The 14,582-nt window shown below is 64.4% G+C and carries 10 protein-coding genes; 7 read left to right on the forward strand and 3 right to left on the reverse strand.

The genetic code is table 11. The annotated features are described in order from the left end of the window. Positions 1-57: 57 nt before the first annotated feature. Complete coding sequence (gene clpB / locus ADAD_RS0107005; RefSeq protein ID WP_010411664.1) at positions 58-2,637, forward strand: ATP-dependent chaperone ClpB; 2,580 nt, start codon at positions 58-60, stop codon at positions 2,635-2,637. Between the two features lie 169 nt (positions 2,638-2,806). Here the strand turns inward: clpB and ADAD_RS15695 are convergent, their stop codons facing one another. Beyond that, positions 2,807-5,911, reverse strand: coding sequence for a TonB-dependent receptor domain-containing protein (locus ADAD_RS15695; RefSeq protein ID WP_010411665.1), 3,105 nt, complete (start codon positions 5,909-5,911; stop codon positions 2,807-2,809). A gap of 508 nt (positions 5,912-6,419) precedes the next feature. Between ADAD_RS15695 and ADAD_RS0107015 the strand changes: the two genes are divergently transcribed. The 6 genes from ADAD_RS0107015 (at position 6,420) to mtnP (ending at position 12,518) form a co-directional block, all read left to right on the forward strand. Then, a complete protein-coding gene (locus ADAD_RS0107015) occupies positions 6,420-7,592 on the forward strand; it encodes an acetyl-CoA C-acetyltransferase (RefSeq protein WP_010411669.1) in 1,173 nt (390 codons plus the stop codon). Between the two features lie 127 nt (positions 7,593-7,719). Beyond that, positions 7,720-8,505 (forward strand): SDR family NAD(P)-dependent oxidoreductase, encoded by a 786-nt coding sequence (locus tag ADAD_RS0107020; protein WP_010411673.1) that lies wholly within the window; start codon positions 7,720-7,722, stop codon positions 8,503-8,505. Between the two features lie 71 nt (positions 8,506-8,576). Continuing rightward, positions 8,577-9,632 (forward strand): amidoligase family protein, encoded by a 1,056-nt coding sequence (locus ADAD_RS0107025; RefSeq protein WP_010411676.1) that lies wholly within the window; start codon positions 8,577-8,579, stop codon positions 9,630-9,632. Positions 9,633-9,717: 85 nt separating this feature from the next. Then, positions 9,718-10,527, forward strand: a complete 810-nt coding sequence (locus tag ADAD_RS0107030; RefSeq protein WP_010411681.1) for a hypothetical protein — start codon at positions 9,718-9,720, stop codon at positions 10,525-10,527. Between the two features lie 249 nt (positions 10,528-10,776). Beyond that, the gene (locus tag ADAD_RS0107035; RefSeq protein ID WP_010411684.1) at positions 10,777-11,649 is read left to right on the forward strand and encodes a crotonase/enoyl-CoA hydratase family protein; all 873 of its coding nucleotides are present in this window, start codon (positions 10,777-10,779) and stop codon (positions 11,647-11,649) included. Further along, positions 11,646-12,518 (forward strand): S-methyl-5'-thioadenosine phosphorylase, encoded by an 873-nt coding sequence (gene mtnP, locus ADAD_RS0107040; RefSeq protein WP_033193256.1) that lies wholly within the window; start codon positions 11,646-11,648, stop codon positions 12,516-12,518. The genes ADAD_RS0107035 and mtnP overlap by 4 nt, the downstream gene beginning before the upstream one ends. A 57-nt stretch (positions 12,519-12,575) precedes the next feature. Here the strand turns inward: mtnP and ADAD_RS0107045 are convergent, their stop codons facing one another. Together ADAD_RS0107045 and ADAD_RS0107050 are read right to left on the reverse strand one after the other, a co-directional pair. Then, positions 12,576-13,604: a type II secretion system F family protein gene (locus ADAD_RS0107045; protein WP_010411691.1), complete on the reverse strand. Its 1,029-nt coding sequence runs from the start codon at positions 13,602-13,604 to the stop codon at positions 12,576-12,578. Further along, on the reverse strand, positions 13,604-14,575 hold the full coding sequence (locus ADAD_RS0107050) for a type II secretion system F family protein (RefSeq protein ID WP_010411693.1): 972 nt from the start codon (positions 14,573-14,575) through the stop codon (positions 13,604-13,606). The genes ADAD_RS0107045 and ADAD_RS0107050 overlap by 1 nt, the downstream gene beginning before the upstream one ends. Between the last annotated feature and the right edge of the window lie 7 nt (positions 14,576-14,582).

Below are 14,582 nucleotides of genomic sequence, written 5' to 3' on the forward strand. Positions count from 1 at the left end.
CTTGTCTTGCGCGCCTGCAGCCCTACTTTTTAAAGTAAGTTCTGACCAGGAGGCCGCATGAACCTCGAACAATTCACCGACCGCGCGAAAGGTTTTCTACAGTCCGCGCAAACCACCGCCATCAGGCTGAACCACCAGCGGATCACCCCGCTCCACATCCTCAAGGTGTTGCTCGACGATGCCGAAGGCATGGCCGCGGGGCTCGTGCAGCGCGCGGGCGGCGACCCCGTACGCGCGGAACAGCGCGTGGACGACGAACTCGCGCGCATTCCTGCGGTGAGCGGGAGCGGCGCGCAGGCGAGCCCCGGGCTCGATAACGACTCGGTGCGCGTGCTCGACCAGGCGCAGCAGATCGCGGAAAAGTCCGGCGACAGCTTTGTCACGGTGGAGCGGTTGCTGGTCGCCCTGGCGCTCGCGTCCAACAGCAAGGCCGGCAGCGCGCTGGCCGAGGCGGGCGTCGACGCGAAGGCGCTGGAGCGCGCCATTGGCGAACTGCGCAAGGGCAAGACGGCGGACACCGCCAACGCCGAACAGGCCTACGACGCGATGCAGAAATATGCCCGTGACCTGACGCAGGCGGCGCGCGACGGCAAGCTGGACCCGGTGATCGGCCGCGACGAGGAAATCCGCCGCACTGTGCAGATCCTTGCCCGGCGGACCAAGAACAACCCCGCGCTGATCGGCGAGCCCGGCACCGGCAAGACCGCGATTGCCGAAGGCCTCGCGCTGCGCATCGCCAATGGCGACGTGCCCGACAGTCTGAAGAACCGCACGCTGATGGCGCTCGACATGGGCGCGCTGATCGCGGGCGCGAAATATCGCGGCGAGTTCGAGGAACGCTTGAAGGCCGTCCTCGACGAGGTGAAGGGCTCGGACGGGCAGATCATCCTGTTCATCGACGAGATGCACACGCTGATCGGGGCGGGGGCTTCCGAAGGCAGCATGGATGCGTCCAACCTGCTCAAGCCCGCGCTGTCGCGGGGCGAGCTGCACTGCATCGGTGCCACCACGCTCGACGAATATCAGAAGTATGTCGAGAAGGACCCGGCGCTGCAGCGGCGTTTCCAGCCGGTCTATATCGAAGAGCCCAGCGTGGAGGACACGATTTCCATCCTGCGCGGGATCAAGGAAAAGTACGAGCTGCACCACGGCGTGCGGATCACCGACGGTGCGATCGTCGCCGCGGCGCAGCTTTCCAACCGCTACATCCAGAACCGCTTCATGCCCGACAAGGCGATCGACCTGATGGACGAAGCGGCCAGCCGCATCCGCATGGAGGTGGAGAGCAAGCCCGAGGAGATCGAAAATCTCGACCGCCGGATCATCCAGCTCAAGATCGAAGAGCAGGCACTCGCCAAGGAAAGCGACGATGCCAGCGCGCAGCGGCTGGAGGACTTGCGGGAAGACCTCGCCAATCTCGAACAGCGCAGTGCCGAACTGACCACACGCTGGCAGGGCGAGCGCGACAAGATCCACGCCGAATCGCGGCTCAAGGAAGAGCTCGACCAGGCGCGGATCGAGCTGGAGCAGGCGCAGCGTGCGGGCGACCTCGCCAAGGCGGGGGAGCTGCAATACGGGCGCATTCCGGAGCTTGAGAACAAGCTGAAGGAAGCCGAAGGGCACACCTCCAACGCGCTGCTGCGCGAGGAAGTGACCGAGGAAGACATCGCAGGCGTGGTGGCGCGCTGGACCGGCATTCCGGTCGACCGCATGCTCGAAGGTGAGCGCGACAAGCTGCTGCGCATGGAAGAGGCGCTGGGCAAGCGCGTGATCGGGCAGAAAGACGCGGTCGAGGCCGTGTCCAAGGCGGTGCGCCGTGCGCGCGCCGGCTTGAAAGACCCCGGTCGTCCGCTCGGCTCCTTCCTGTTCCTCGGGCCGACCGGCGTCGGCAAGACCGAGCTGACCAAGGCGCTGGCGCAGTTCCTGTTCGACGATGACAACGCCATGGTCCGCATCGACATGAGCGAATTCATGGAGAAGCACGCGGTCGCCCGCCTGATCGGCGCGCCTCCGGGCTATGTCGGCTACGAGGAAGGCGGCGTGCTGACCGAAAGCGTGCGGCGCAGGCCCTATCAGGTCGTCCTGTTTGATGAGGTGGAGAAAGCCCACAGCGACGTGTTCAACGTGCTGCTGCAGGTGCTCGACGATGGCCGCCTGACCGACGGGCAGGGCAGGGTGGTGGACTTCTCCAACACGCTGATTATCCTGACCTCAAACCTGGGCAGCCAGTACCTGTCGAACATGAGCGACGATCAGCAGGTCAGCGATGTCGAGCCGCAGGTGATGGACGTGGTGCGCGGGCATTTCCGGCCCGAATTCCTCAACCGGCTGGACGAGATCATCCTGTTCCACCGCCTGAGCCAGGAAGACATGGCGCCGATCGTCGAACTGCAGGTGAACCGCGTGCAGAGGCTGCTCAGCGATCGCAAGATCGAGCTCGAGCTGACCGAGGCGGCAAAGCGCTGGCTGGGGCGGGTCGGCTACGATCCGGTCTATGGCGCGCGCCCGCTGAAGCGCGCTGTGCAACGCTACGTCCAGGACCCGCTGGCCGAGCGCCTGCTGCAGGGCGAGGTCCCCGATGGCAGCACCGTGAAGATCGACGAGGGCGACGGCCAGCTTTCCATCACGGTCGACTGACCTCCCCCCTGATGAGGGCGACAGGCGATCCGCATGGGCGGGTCGCCGACCGCTCTCGGCGTGTCCGGGTCCGGCCGGTCCGTTTGCCGGTCACCGTTGAATTTGCGGTACAACAAAAAAGGGCCCCGGTTTCCCGGGGCCCTTTCTTTTTGTCTGACTAATCCGGAGATTAGAAGGACTTGGACACGCTCACCGTGTAGCGGCGGCCGATGTCGTCGTTTTCCGAACCCGGAATGATGTAGCCGAAGTATTCCTGGCCGATCCGGTCGAAGAGGTTGGTGACACCGACGTTGAAGCGGAAACCGTCATCCGTTTCGAAGAACGTGTTCAGGTTCACCGTCACGTAATCGTCCAGCTCGTCGATTTCGCGCGTGTCGTTCGGGCTCGGACCACGATCGAAGCGAGAGTAGAGCTGCTCGCCGATGTAGTTCGCGTAGATGCCGAAACCGAAGTTGTCGAGCGAGTAGATCAGACGTGCCTGGCCCGAGAACTGCGGGTCACCGCGGATACCGTCCGAACGCTGCGGAGCAACGCCGGTGATGTCCACGATACGACGCTGCACGTAGAGCAGATCGCCGCCGATGCGCAGTGCGCCGGGGACCCCGACGCCGCCCAGCGACGTGCCGTAGTCGAGGGCACCGGTGATGCCTTCGAACAGCTCCGACTGGCCGTTGACGAAGCCCGAAACAACCGCCGGGTTCGACGGATCGTTCGGGATCTGGCCATTCGCGCCGAAGCCCAGAGCCGAACAGAACGCGTTACCGTTGATCGGGTCGGCGGTGTTGAAGTTCGGGTTGTCGAAACAGCCGCTGGCAAGATCGCTTGCGTCGAGCTGAGCGATCGGACCATCGATTTCGATGTCGATGTAGTCGGCGGTAACCGTGAGACCCGGAAGGAAACGCGGACGGACGATCACACCGAAGGTGAAGCTGTCAGCCTTTTCGTTCTGGAGGTTCGGATTACCACCGCTCAGGCCGGCAACCGAAGCCTGCGCAGCAAGCAGCGTGTAGGTGGCCGGGTTGTTGCCCGTGGCCGCCAGGAACGCATTACAGTTGGCCGAACGCGTTGCCGGAACCGGACCCGCGTTGCGTGCCTGAGCCGTACAAAGATCTGGCGGACGCTCGAACGTGGGGCTCTGCGGCAGGAACAGCTCGGTAATCGCAGGCGCACGGAACGAACGCGTGAAGTTACCGCGGAACGTGATGTCCTGGATCGGAGCGATCGTGCCGCCAACCGCGTAGGCGGTGAAGCCACCGTTCACGCTGTTGTCGACGTAGCGAACGCGACCGAACACTTCTGCGCTGTAAAGGAACGGCAGATCCATCGAGGGGCTCGCAAGCGGCACCAGGACTTCGCCGAACACTTCCTTCACATCGTAGCTGCCGCTGATGGCGGCAACCGCGGCACCACGGCCTTCACCATTGATGGTAAAGGCGGACGGCGTGAAGCTTGCGGTTTCTTCACGATATTCCGCACCGACGTTGAAGCCGACCGGGCCGGCCCACGTGTCGAACAAATCGCCACCGAAGTTGGCGCCGACCACGACCTGGCTGACCTTGGCAACTTCGCGCACATCTTCGCTGATGTAGTCGAGAGCGGCCTGGCTGGCGACGCCGACACCCAGCAGGTTCAGCGGCACACAGCTCGCATCTGCGATGGGCGTGCCGACGACGGTTGCGTTACCGGCGGGCGGGGTCGTCGTACAAACGGCGTTTCCGCTGCCATCGGTGGTGTAGTTGACCGCGTTGATGAAGCGCTGCTGGTTGATCTCGGTACCGAAGTTCTCGATCTCGTTCTCACCATAGTTGACGCTGACGTCGTAGTTCCAGCGGTTGCCGAACAGGCCACCGAAGTCACCGCGAATACCGAGAACGCCACGCTTCAGTTCGCTTTCGGTGATGGTACCGTTGTCGAACAGATCTTCGTTCGAACGCGAAACGTTGAACGTCGTCAGGCCGAGGCCCGTCAGGGTTGCGCGTGCCTGGTCGGTCAGGAACGGGTTCGTCGCGATGTCGTAGGTGATGCCACCGCTGACGCCGGGATCGAACACGAACGTGTTGAACGAGGGGTTGTTGCCCTCTTCGATCGAGGTGCTCTTGTAGTAGAGACCTTCGCCGTATGCTTCCACGCCCGGTACGATTTCGTAGCTCAGGAAGAGGTTCGCGGTGAAACGCTCGAGCGTCGCCGTCAGGTTGGTCTGGTCGGCGGTGTCATAGGCACCATCGCTCAGGCCCGTGCCGAAGAAGCCGGTCAGGTTCGTGCCCGGGAAGATGTTGTCCCGCAGGGTACCATCGGGGTTGAACGCAAGACCGAAACCGGCGTCCGCGATCACGCCACCCGTCGAAAGGTAGGGCGACTTGGTGTTCGGGAACAGAACGCGGGCAGGAACGCCGTCGTTCGGGCCAGTGTCACAGCCGATGTTCGGGTTGACGCGGCCGTCATTCGCCGGCTGGTTCGTGCCGGGCGCGCAGTTGTTGTTCAGGCTGCTGACGTTGTCGCGCACGTGCTGGCGCTCGGAACCGCGCACACCGTCCTGATCGTCGTACGACAGGGCGAGGGTGACGTTACCGCGATCGTCAGCGAAGTTCTGACCGAAGACACCCGACACGTTGTAGGTGAAGGCGTCGCCGCGCTCGCTGATCCCGCTGGTCGCCGACAGGTCGAGACCTTCGTACTGATCCTTAAGGATGATGTTGACGGTCCCGGCGATGGCGTCCGAACCGTAAACCGGCGCACCGCCGACGAAGACGTTGTCGATGCGTTCGATCAGGATCGTCGGGATGATGTTAAGGTCGACCTGCACACCCGGGCCACCGGCCGAGAAGAGCGAAGGCAGGTTCGAGGAAACGACGCGACGGCCGTTGACCAGGCTCAGGGTCCGGTTCGAACCGAGGCCGAAGGTGTTGACGAAGTTGACGCCCGCACCGAACGACGCCTGGTCGCCACGGGGGGAGACGCTGCCGCGGAACTGGGGAAGTTCGTTGATGGCGTCAGCCGTGCTGGTGATGTTGCGATCTTCGTAATAGTCGTCGGAAATCGACGTCGTCGGCTCGGTGCCAACGATTTCGGGGCGGCGAATACGCGAGCCCGTCACCGTAATGACATCGCCGGCCGCAGGCGCCGTGGTGTCGGGAATCGGAGTGGTCGGGAATTCTTCTTCCCCTTCATCCGAATCCTGCGCCAGTACTGGCGAGGCAAACGCGAGTGCCGCTACACCCGCGGTGGCATAAAGCACACCACGGCGCCGAGCGGCGTTGGTAAATAAGGTCTTCATTGTGATCTTTCCCCCAAGAAAGAGCCGGCTGCGACCCGGCACGGAAAAAACGCAAGCTGAGCAGAATCGAGGCTTCACCCCGATTTGGCACGCGTGCTGTCTGCGCGAGGTGTGACGATCGAGCAATTGAAAACCGTCCGCTGCGTGGGGCTTTCCACCCGATTGTTGCACTTCCGCAACATTCGCAAGTCGGATCGACGACAATGCCGTCACGCCCGCCCGGCGTCTTTGCCCTTCTCGCGGGCGGGCGCAGGATCGAGCGGCATTGCCCGATCGCATCGAGTGGGAAAGTGCAGGAAGTATCGCGCCAGACTGGCGGACCGGCTGGCCCCGCGTGACGCTTCCTTGTCGGCGCGTTCCGGCTGCGGTTCTCCCCGCACGGCTCGGCGTGGGTCCGAAGGGCGACCCGGCGCAGCCGCTTGACAGGCTCGCGGGGCCCCGTCACTTCGGTTTCGAAACGAAACTCGGGTTGTGAACAGCCGATTCAAGAGACTGGGGAGAGAGACAGATGGCAGACGCCTATATTGTGGATGCAGTGCGGACCGCAGGGGGCAAGCGCGGCGGCAGGCTGGCCGATGTGCACCCGGTGGACCTCGCCGCGCAGACGCTGGACGCGCTGGTGGAGCGCACCGGGATTGACCCCAAGGCGGTCGACGATGTGATCATGGGCTGCGTCAGCCAGGCGGGCCAGCAGGCGATGCAGGTGGGGCGCAATGCAGTTCTCGCGACGAAGCATCTGCCGGAAAGCACGCCCGCGGTGACGATCGACCGGCAGTGCGGCAGCTCGCAGCAGGCGATCCAGTTCGCCGCGCAGGCGGTGATGAGCGGGACGCAGGACGTCGTGATCGCGAGCGGCGTGGAGAGCATGACGCGCGTGCCGATGGGCAGCTCCGCGATGTTCCACATGAAGGAAGGTCTGGGCAATTATAAGTCGCCCGGGCTCGAGGAGAAATATCCCGGCGTCCAGTGGAGCCAGTTCATGGGCGCCGAGATGATGGCGAAGAAGCACGACATCTCGAAGGACGAGATGGACCGCTTCGCACTTGCCAGTCACCAGAAAGCCGCCGCCGCGACAAAGGCGGGCGCCTTCGACAAGGAAATCGTGCCGATCCCGATCCAGACCGAGGATGGCGAGCAGATGCACACGGTGGACGAGGGCATCCGCTTCGACGCCACACTCGAAGGGATTGCCGGCGTCAAGCTGCTCAGCCCCGACGGCCGCATCTCGGCCGCGCTGGCCAGCCAGATCTGCGACGGATCGAGCGCGGCGCTGATCGTTTCCGAGGCCATGCTGAAGGAACACGGACTGACCCCGCTGGCGCGGATCGTCGACCTTACCGTGACTGCAGGCGACCCGGTGATCATGCTGGAAGAGCCGCTGTTCGCAACCGACAAGGCGCTCAAGAAGGCAGGCCTCTCCATCGACGATATCGACCTGTACGAGGTCAACGAGGCTTTCGCGCCGGTGCCTATGGCATGGCTGAAGCATACGGGTGCGGACCCGGAGAAGCTCAACGTCAATGGCGGTGCGATTGCGCTGGGCCACCCGCTCGGCGCCAGCGGCACCAAGCTGATGGCGACGCTGGTCCACGCGCTCCACGCGCGCGGCAAGAAATACGGGTTGCAGACGATGTGCGAAGGCGGCGGCGTCGCCAACGTGACCATTATCGAGGCACTTTAACCAGACCACACACCCCGCCCGTGCTGAGCCCGTCGAAGCACCGCACTTTCGTTTGACCTAGCGCACGAGGAAGCGCGGCCCTTCGACAAGCTCAGGGCGAGCGGGCAAAGAGATCAGGAGAGACAGAATGGACATTTCCGCAAACACCCCCGCAGTCGTCACCGGCGGCGCATCGGGCCTCGGCCTTGCCACTGCACGCGCCATCGCCGCGAAGGGCGCCAAGGTCGCGATCTTCGACATGAAGGAAGACGAGGGCGAGAAGGTCGCCAAGGAACTCGGCGGCACCTTCTGCAAGGTCAACGTGACCAGCGAGGAAGAAGTTGCAGCCGCTTTCGCCAAGGCGCGCGAAGCCCATGGTCAGGAGCGTATCCTCGTGAACTGCGCGGGCATCGGCAATGCGATCAAGACCGCCAGCCGCTCCAAGGAAGACGGCAGCATCAAGCACTTCCCGCTGGCCGCGTTCGATTTCGTGATCCAGGTCAATCTGGTCGGCACCTTCCGCTGCATCGCGCATTCGGCGGCGGGCATGCTGACGCTCGACCCGCTGAACGAGGATGGGGAGCGTGGCGCGATCGTCAACACCGCATCGGTCGCCGCCGAAGACGGCCAGATCGGTCAGGCGGCCTACTCGGCCTCCAAGGGCGGCGTCGTCGGCATGACCCTGCCTATCGCGCGCGACCTGATGGGCGAGGGCATCCGGGTGAACACGATCCTGCCCGGCATCTTCCACACCCCGCTGCTGATGGGCCTGCCCGAAAAGGCGATCGAAGCGCTCAACGCCTCGGTCCCGTTCCCCAAGCGCCTCGGCAAGCCCGAGGAATACGCCAAGCTGGCGATGGTCATGCTGGAGAACACCTACTTCAACGGCGAGGACGTACGCCTCGACGGTGCGATCCGCATGGCTCCGCGGTAAACATCGCCAAACCGTGCTAATCGATGGGCTCCTGCCGAACGCAGGGGCCCATTTTTGTTTGGGGGGAGGGGATGAGCGACATCGACTGGAAGATCGGGGTCGAGATCGAATTGCTCGCTCCGAAGGGCGCGAGCCGCGAAACCCTGGCGAAGCGCGTGGCGGAGCGTGTGGGCGGCACCGTCACCCGTATCTTCCACCCCGAAAGCGAGACCAGCGCATTGCCCGGCCAGCCGGTGTTCGAGAACCTGACGCTGGGTTTCAGGGTTGCCGACGCGCGGGGAAACTGGGTCGCCAGCTTCGTCGACGACCTGACGCTGCAGCGCGATCTCGACAAGCGCCATGCCCCGCAACCCGGCTGGTACCGGCTGGTGGCCGACGATGCGCGCCTGCTGCGGCTCGCCGCAAGGCATTGCGATGCGCAGGCGCCGCTGGAGCGGGTGCTCACGCCGTTCGCAGCGCTCTTCGGGACAGAACCAGAGCGTCACGATGGCGGCATGGTGCGGGTGATCGACAGGAACGGCTCGTCCATTGCCATCGGTGCCCCGCTGCCCGGCGAGCGGGAACGCCCGTGCGAAATCGTCACCGCGCCGATCGAAGCGGATCATCTGGCGGTGCTGGACGATCTGCTCGGCGATGCGCGGGCGCTGGGTTTCACCATCCCGCACGAGGGGGCGACGCACCTGCATTTCGATGCCGCACCGATGCGCAGCGCAAGGGCGGTCGCGCGCCTGATCGCCTTCTGCACCGCGCACCACGCGGCCCTGCGCGCCTTTGCCCGGAGCAACCCGGCATGCGTGCGTACCGGCGGCTGGCCCCCTGGTCTGGGCGAGCTGACCGGCAGTTTTGCGTTCCAGTCGCTCGACTGGGAAGCTGCGCGCGGGCAGCTCGCCAAAGCGGGTCTCAGGAAATGGTGCGACATCAATCTCGCCAATCTGGTCAACGCGCCCGAGGACAAGGATACGGTCGAATTCCGCATCTTTCCCGCCACGCTGGATGCCGCGCAGATCATGCGCTGGGCGCGGGGATGCGAAGCGGTGCTGCGTTTCTGCCTCGATCCCGATGCGCCGCCGATACCGCCCGCCGGTGCCGATCTGTCACAGGTGATCCCGCAGCTTACCCCGATGTGAGACCCTCGCGCGTATATGCCGCGCAGTGTGATAGGGTGTGGCCGGGTCGTGCCTGAAGGGTCGCAAAACCTTTGGGAGGGATTCGATGAGACACCCGGATAAACGCCGCCGCGGCCTGCGCGTGGCGCTGGCCCTGATGCTGACCACCTCGGCGGCGGGGCTGATTGCCTATCAGCCGGTCGTGGCGCAATCGGAAAGCGACTATGTGCGCGCTTTCGGCAATTCCGCCTATACCTATTGCGATGCCAAGCTGGTCGGCGCGGTGTGGGGGATGGACCCTTACGAGGGCAAGATCCAGATCGGGATGAAGATCCTTGGCGGGTATGCGGAAAATCTCGGCCCGCTGCTTCAGACCAGCCGCAACCGGGGCTTCGCGTGCGAATGGGCGGATACCGGCCTTTCGTACAACGACGCGGAACAGCTGGGTGAGCTGTGGGGCGTTGAGCCGTGGGACGCGAAGGCTCGTGCCGCGCGCATGTTCACCATGGGCAATAGCGGCGAGGTCTATGGCGTACTGGGTGGCGGGGAAAGCGACGGCCACGACCCCGACATGGAGCAGACCGCACTCGATCGCTTCTGGGCCTCGGGCTATTCCTATTGCGATGCCAAGATGATCGGCGAACTCTATGGAACCGACACCTATCAGGGCAAGATCGAGATCGGCAACAAGATCGGTGCGGGTCTGGTTGCGAACATTCCGCTGGTGCTGAACGAAAGCCGCGAACGCGGTGCCAGCTGCGATTGGGCCGACCTGCCCTATGGTTACAGCAATGCGCAAGTGCTCGCCGCTGCTTGGGGCATGGATGTTGCCAGTGCGAAGGCGGCTGCCGGCGACCTGGCGACCTGGGGGCGGATCGACGTGATTGCGGCGGCGCTGGGCCACGAAACGCATTGATCGCCTGAAAATTCGACAGCTTTCAGGGCCGGTGGTCGCAGGAATGCGGCGACCGGCCGTTTACGCCTGATATTGCCTGCTTGGACTGCATCACTTCGGTCTTTCCTACCGCGGCGGCGGTGCTCTATCGCACCTCGCAGATGGCCACCGCAACTTTCCGAAAACATGTCGATCCGGGCACTGCGAGGCCCAAGGCGGTTTTCTGCACCAGGACACTGTGTCAGGTGTGTCAGGCAGGAGGATAACGGCATGCCTGACTTCACCCAGATCAAGCTCGATATCGACGGCGCAATCGCCACGATCACGCTGCATCGTCCGGAGAAGATGAACGCCTTCACCAACGCGATGCGCGACGAGCTGATCGAGGCGATCGACCTCACCGATGCGGACGATGCGGTGCGCGCAGTGATCGTGACGGGCGAGGGGGAGCGGGCGTTCTGCGCCGGGGCCGATCTGACGCCCGATAGCGGAAAGGGTCCTTTCTCTGCGGACGAGGAGGTGGACGACCTCTCCGATCCCGTCGTGCGCGATGGTGGCGGCCGGCTGGTGATGCGGCTGTTCAACTCCAAGAAGCCGCTGATCGGCGCGTGCAACGGCGTCGCCGTCGGTGTTGGCGCGACCATGCAGCTGCCGTTCGACATGCGACTGGCAAGCGAGAATGCGCGCTTCGGCTTCGTCTTTGCGCGCCGGGGGATCACCCCCGAAGCCGCGTCGAGCTGGTTCCTCCCGCGCCTCGTCGGCATGCAGACCGCGCTCGAATGGTGCATGACGGGGCGCATCTTCGGTGCGGACGAGGCGCTGGCGGCGGGGCTGGTCCGCTCGGTCCATCCTCAGGGCGAGCTGATGGATGCAGCGCGCGGCCTGGCGCACGAGATTGCCGAAAACACCTCCGCGCTCTCGGTTGCCATGACCCGCGCGATGCTGTGGCGGCTGTCTGCCGCCGAACACCCGATGATGGCGCACCGGATCGACAGCCGTGCGATCTATCGCCTTTCGCGCGGACAGGATGCCAAGGAAGGCATCGCCAGCTTCCTTGAGAAGCGCGCGCCCGATTTTCCCGGCCATGTCACCACCGACATGCCCGATTTCTATCCCTGGTGGCAGGAGCCCGAATACAAATGAACGGTAATGGTTGGCATATCGGCGTCCTCGGCGGATCGGGGTTGTACGAGGGTATCGAGCTGGAAGACCAGCAGCAGATCGAGGTTTCCTCGCCCTTCGGCGATCCTTCCGGACCGGTGACGACGGGCACGGTCGGCAACGTGCGCCTCACCTTCATGGCACGCCACGGGGCGGGGCATGCGAAGTCGCCCGATACGGTCAACTACCGCGCCAATATCGACGTGATGAAGCGCTGCGGCGTGACCGATCTGGTCGCCATCAGCGCCATCGGCTCCCTGCGCGAGGAGATGGCGCCGACGCACTTCGTGGCGGTGGACCAGTTCATCGACCGGACCAGCGGGCGCGCGCACAGCTTCTTCGGGGAAGGGCTGGTGGCGCATGTCTCTCTGGCGGACCCGGTCTGCCCGCGTCTGATGGCACTGGTGGCGGGCGCTGCCGAGGCGAGCGGATCGACCGTGCATCGCGGCGGCACCTACATCGCCATGGAAGGGCCCCAGTTCTCCACCCGCGCGGAAAGCCGCATGTATCGCGGCTGGGGCGGCGACGTAATCGGGATGACGGGCATGCCCGAAGCACGCCTCGCCCGCGAAGCCGAGCTGCCTTACGCGATGCTGGGCATGGTGACCGACTACGACAGCTGGCGCGACGAGGAAGCGGGTGTCGAGGCGTTCGACATTCTCAGCGTCCTGAAGGGCAATGCGGACCGCGCGCGCGCCATGCTGGACGAACTGGTGGCGACGCTGCCCGAAACGCGCGGGGCCAGTCCCGTCGACACCGCGCTGGAACACGCGATCATCACCGCACCCGAAATGCGCGACAAGGCGCTGATGGCGAAGCTGGATGCGGTCGCCGGGCGGGTGCTTGGGTAGAGCTTAGACCTCCCGAGCGGGCGGAAAGGGTGGGGTTCGCGCCAGGCGAACCCGCACTCAGTTGCTGAATGCGTCCGCGATGGAACAGCCTGCCGGGCCCAGAATGACGATGAACAGCGTGGGCAGGATGAACAGGATCAGCGGCACGGTCATGATCGCGGGCAGGCGTGCGGCCTTCTCCTCGGCACGCATCATCCGCTCGTTACGGAATTCGGCCGAGAGGACGCGCAGCGCCGATGCCAGCGGAGTGCCGTAGCGTTCGGTCTGGATCATCGTGGTGACGACGCCCTGGATGGCTTCCAGATCGACGCGGTAGGCGAGGTTGTCGAACGCCTTCTTGCGCTCGTTCAGGAATGACAGTTCGATGGCCGTCAGCAGGAATTCGTCGCCCAGTTCGGGATAGGCGCGGCCCAGTTCCTTGGCCACGCGGTTGAACGCGGCGTCCACCGTCAGGCCGGCCTCGGCGCAGATCACCAGCAGGTCGAGCGCGTCGGGCAGGCCCTTGCGGATCGCATCGGTGCGCTTCTTGGCCTTGTTGCCGATGTAGAGTTCGGGCCCCTTGTAGCCCAGGAACACCACGACAGAGAGCGCGCCGAGCTTCTTGAACGAACCCATGTCCTCGTAGATGCCCGAAAGGTAGAGCACGTAGAACGCGATGAGGCCCAGCACGACCGGCGCGATGGCGCGCGCCAGGATGACGTAGACCGCGTATTCCTTGTTGCGGATGCCGGCATGGGCCAGCTTCTGCTGCACCTGCGCCACCTGGCTGGGCTGCAGGACGTTGAAATTGTTGAGCGTGTCCTTGACCTTGTCGGTCTTCTCGGTCCGCCGCACCAGGCTCTTGCGCTTGCGGCCATGCTCCTTGACGATGCCCGCCTTCAGCTCGTCGCGCCGGGCGTTCAGCGCCTTCACGCGCTTGGCCATGGGATCGCGCACGGTGATCGCGGCATAGATCGCAAGCATCACCGCCATCGCGGCGACACCGGCCAGGACGGTCGCCACCAGGATCACGTCGACGCCCAGCAGGGTGGGGCCGGAAGGCGATCCGGCCAGCAGGCCGACAGGGAGGGCGGGCGCGAAGTCCATCAGATCTCGAAGCTCACCATCTTGGCCATGATGAACACGCCCAGGCCCATCCACACGAGCCCGCCAAGGCCGATCACCATCAGGCGTTCATCGACGAAGAACGCGCCGAGATAGTTCGGGTTGATCCACCAGATCATCGCAAAGACGAGGAAGGGCAGGGAACCGACGATATAGGCAGAGGCCTTCGATTCCGAGCTCATGGCCTTGATCTTGAGCTTCATCTGCGAGCGCTTGCGAAGCACGTCGGACAGGTTCGACAGCGTTTCGGCCAGGTTGCCGCCGGTCTCGCGCTGGATCGCCAGCGTGATCGTGAAGAAGTTGAATTCGGGCACGTTGAGCCGGTCGGCACTGACCTGCATGGCATCTTCCATCGATCGGCCGATCTTGATCCGTTCGATGATGCCCTTGAACTCGATCCCCACGGGCCCGGAAATTTCCTGGGCGACCACGGCCAGCGTCTCGGTAACCGGCAGGCCGGAGCGCAGCCCGCGGACAAGCAGGTCGATCGCGTCGGGGAATTTCGTGATGAATTGCGTGGTGCGGCGCTTGATGAAGAAGTTCACCACCAGATGCGGCAGGCCCGCACCGATGAACAGCCCGCCGACCAGCGAGAGCAACGGCACGCCGGTCTGAAGATAGAGAATCAGCCCGAGAACGATCGACAGGCCGAGGCTGACATAGATGTACTGCGAGACCGTCCAGCTGCGGCCGGTACGCTGCAGCCGGATGGCCAGCGCTTCGGTACGCGAACCCGATCCGGCCACCTTGTGGACCTTGGGTTTGCGCGCGGCCATCGCCTTCTTCATCTGCGATTCGACCTTCGCCTCGGAACTTTCCGAGTGGCGGTAGCGCACGCCGCTGAGCCGGCGTTGTACCTGCTTGCGGGTCGACGGGCCGATGAAGGCGGCCATCACGAGGCCCACGGCCGCAGCCATGCCGATCAGAAGGGGGAGGAGCTGGATGAAGTCCATCTGTGCG

Source organism: Citromicrobium sp. JLT1363, from assembly GCF_000186705.1.
In the GTDB taxonomy this organism is placed as follows: Bacteria; Pseudomonadota; Alphaproteobacteria; order Sphingomonadales; family Sphingomonadaceae; genus Alteriqipengyuania.

What these genes read in the sequence shown, in the direction of transcription:
- ADAD_RS15695 (WP_010411665.1), bottom strand. Translation starts at nt 5,911, where the DNA reads ATGAAGACCTTATTTACCAACGCCGCTCGGCGCCGTGGTGTGCTTTAT.
- ADAD_RS0107015 (WP_010411669.1), top strand. Translation starts at nt 6,420, where the DNA reads ATGGCAGACGCCTATATTGTGGATGCAGTGCGGACCGCAGGGGGCAAG.
- ADAD_RS0107025 (WP_010411676.1), top strand. Translation starts at nt 8,577, where the DNA reads ATGAGCGACATCGACTGGAAGATCGGGGTCGAGATCGAATTGCTCGCT.
- ADAD_RS0107045 (WP_010411691.1), bottom strand. Translation starts at nt 13,604, where the DNA reads ATGGACTTCGCGCCCGCCCTCCCTGTCGGCCTGCTGGCCGGATCGCCT.
- ADAD_RS0107035 (WP_010411684.1), top strand. Translation starts at nt 10,777, where the DNA reads ATGCCTGACTTCACCCAGATCAAGCTCGATATCGACGGCGCAATCGCC.
- ADAD_RS0107050 (WP_010411693.1), bottom strand. Translation starts at nt 14,575, where the DNA reads ATGGACTTCATCCAGCTCCTCCCCCTTCTGATCGGCATGGCTGCGGCC.
- ADAD_RS0107030 (WP_010411681.1), top strand. Translation starts at nt 9,718, where the DNA reads ATGAGACACCCGGATAAACGCCGCCGCGGCCTGCGCGTGGCGCTGGCC.
- ADAD_RS0107020 (WP_010411673.1), top strand. Translation starts at nt 7,720, where the DNA reads ATGGACATTTCCGCAAACACCCCCGCAGTCGTCACCGGCGGCGCATCG.
- clpB (WP_010411664.1), top strand. Translation starts at nt 58, where the DNA reads ATGAACCTCGAACAATTCACCGACCGCGCGAAAGGTTTTCTACAGTCC.
- mtnP (WP_033193256.1), top strand. Translation starts at nt 11,646, where the DNA reads ATGAACGGTAATGGTTGGCATATCGGCGTCCTCGGCGGATCGGGGTTG.